Origin of the sequence: Methanoculleus sp. MH98A (assembly GCF_000691865.1) — an archaeon.
GTDB lineage: Archaea > Halobacteriota > Methanomicrobia > Methanomicrobiales > Methanoculleaceae > Methanoculleus.
Map to the genome: position 1 here is coordinate 1 of NZ_JMIO01000145.1, position 2,284 is coordinate 2,284.

At 58.0% G+C, this 2,284-nt stretch carries 2 protein-coding genes and 1 pseudogene; 2 read left to right on the forward strand and 1 reads right to left on the reverse strand.

Going from position 1 to position 2,284, the window contains the following annotated elements; translation table 11 throughout:
* Positions 1-372: pseudogene (locus EI28_RS14505) on the forward strand (hypothetical protein); the annotation flags it as partial.
* Between the two features lie 40 nt (positions 373-412).
* Entirely contained in the window at positions 413-1,153 is a 741-nt protein-coding gene (locus EI28_RS12150) for a winged helix-turn-helix transcriptional regulator (protein WP_197018513.1), read from the forward strand.
* Between the two features lie 64 nt (positions 1,154-1,217).
* On the opposite strand, the gene EI28_RS12155 is transcribed toward EI28_RS12150, so the two are convergent.
* Complete coding sequence (locus EI28_RS12155) at positions 1,218-1,895, reverse strand: hypothetical protein (protein ID WP_048115176.1); 678 nt, start codon at positions 1,893-1,895, stop codon at positions 1,218-1,220.
* Between the last annotated feature and the right edge of the window lie 389 nt (positions 1,896-2,284).

The following is a 2,284-nucleotide window of genomic DNA, read 5'->3' on the forward strand; positions in this document are numbered from 1 at the left end:
GCCGGAGGCAACGAATGTGGTGTGAACATCGCTCCGGGAGAGAATGTCCTGGAAAACGACACCGGTATTTGTGCCTTTTATTCTATACAGCAGGGGGAGACGAACGGCCACAGCGCATACGTGCCTCCCGGAAGCTCAACACTGTTTGTGAACCTGAACTGGTTTATCCCCCAGCAGTCGTTGACACTGAAGGTCATCTCGCCAAGTGGAAGCACTTATGCCTACTATCACGACATCGATCTCGATGGTTACAAGAATGCCCAGATCCGCACGTGGATCTCCTCGCCAGAGTCCGGAACGTGGCAGTTTCAGGTCTATGGGGAAGTCGTGCAAGATACGCAGGCTTATACTTTCGAGGCCACGGCAGAATAAATCACATCTTTTTTATATCCCCAGCCACTTGATCTTCCCAATGCCGAACCGAACCCCTGCCGCAAGGAGCACCCTGCTCTTCATCACTCTCATGCTGCTCATCCCCACGGGGAGCGCTGCCAGCACCATAATGAGCGAGGGGGAGTTTCCGGAGTTGGTACCAGACGATCCTGCCGCAATATACATCTGGAATGTGCCCCTGAAGTTGGTCCTGCTTGACTTCGTCTTCATGATCGCCCCCCTGCTCTTCCTCCCGGTGCAGATTCTCATATCGGTGTTGGCATGGCTCTGCCTCGGCTACAGGAGGATCTCCCGAAAGAACGCTCTCGAACATGATACCCGCCATGCGGCGTACCTCTGCATCCGGGACAACCCCGGGATCAACCATTCGACCCTCTCCCATATGCTGGGGGTTAACGTCGGGACGCTCCGGTACCACCTTGAGACCCTCTGTGAGACGGGGCAGATAGTATCTGAGCACGATCACGGACTCCTGCGGTATTACGCGAACAGCAGGGCGGCAAGCGAGGGAGAGAAGACTGGCTACACCCTCAACGGAACACGCAAGTTGATACTCGACCTCCTCGGCCGGAACCCAGGAATGACGCGGAAAGAAGTCGCATCCGCGCTCGATATCGCCGGTGCATCGGTGACCTGGCATACGGCGCTGCTCGCCCGCGAGGGTACTATACGAAGCGAGAAGGACGGAAGGGTGGTACGCTACTTCCCCTGGCGGGATGCTGTATCCCGGACGAACAGGGACGTGGACGCAACCGGTTAGGTCACCAGGGGGCGGGGTGAATGATCCAGAGACGACGAGTCCCGGTTCTGGACGCCAAACCAGCTTACCCGTAGACTACACACCCGGCCGCCGCGATATCCTGCCGGGTGAACGCAATAAAAATCTCTCCCGGAGACGGCGGAGACTCCCGGTGGGGAGTGATCGTGATGGTGTACCAGCGCGCGTCCGGGCCGAACGTCACCTCTTTGACCGGGCAAAACATTCCATCCGAGACCTCGTAGAGCCTTCCCCGGGTCTCGTTGTAGTGGTCCCCGTACGCGTTCGGGTTTACAAGAAGCCTCATACCCCGGTCCCGGGAGGGAATATCCTCCAGGGCGATGGCGTCGACCTCCCGCAAGAGTTCGAGGGGGTGCACCCCCTGCACGGAAAAATTGAACTTCTGCGATTTGGCCGATACTGTTCCGCCCGGCCCCACATACGCCTCGTAGCCGTGCTGTTCGCCGTCCTTATCACCGTAGAAGTAGAGCCATATCACCCGAGCCGCGCCATTCCCGGCGAGATCGACCTCCAGCTTCCGCAGCACAGCCGACTCGTTCTCGACGTCGGTGCTCTCGACGGCGATCTCCCAGAGGTCCAGGACGGCCGGATGATATGCCAGGGACTCAAGATGGGTGATATTCTCGATACGGGTGACGTCCGGGGCCTCCGGTAAGATGGAGAAGTGCATGCAGGCGTAGACAGCTATTACTCCGACGATAACGGCAAGGATCGGTCGTCTCATGGTAGTTCCGGGCCGATGGAACCGGCGTGGTTAAAGTCAGTATGGAACCGCCCGGGCTTGAAATTTCCGAAAAGTGACCGGTGCAGAGTATCGTCGGTTTACCACGGCCACTGGTCGGATCCACTCCTCTCACGCCCCGACGTGTAGAGGAATGTGAGAGAAAAGGTATATGGAGTAACGATCCAGTCTCAAGACGGCACAACCCGTGGAAGTGCATCTGAGTAACCCTTGCCCGTTCCGGGCGGCGGAAAAACCTCGGTTGTCACTTAAGGGGCGATACCGCGTATTGTCGCGGACCTGCGGTACTCTTGCGACCACGGACGGAGAATGAGCATGGAGATAGAACTACGTGGACTGACCGGTGAGAGCAGATGACAGCGGAACGGGTC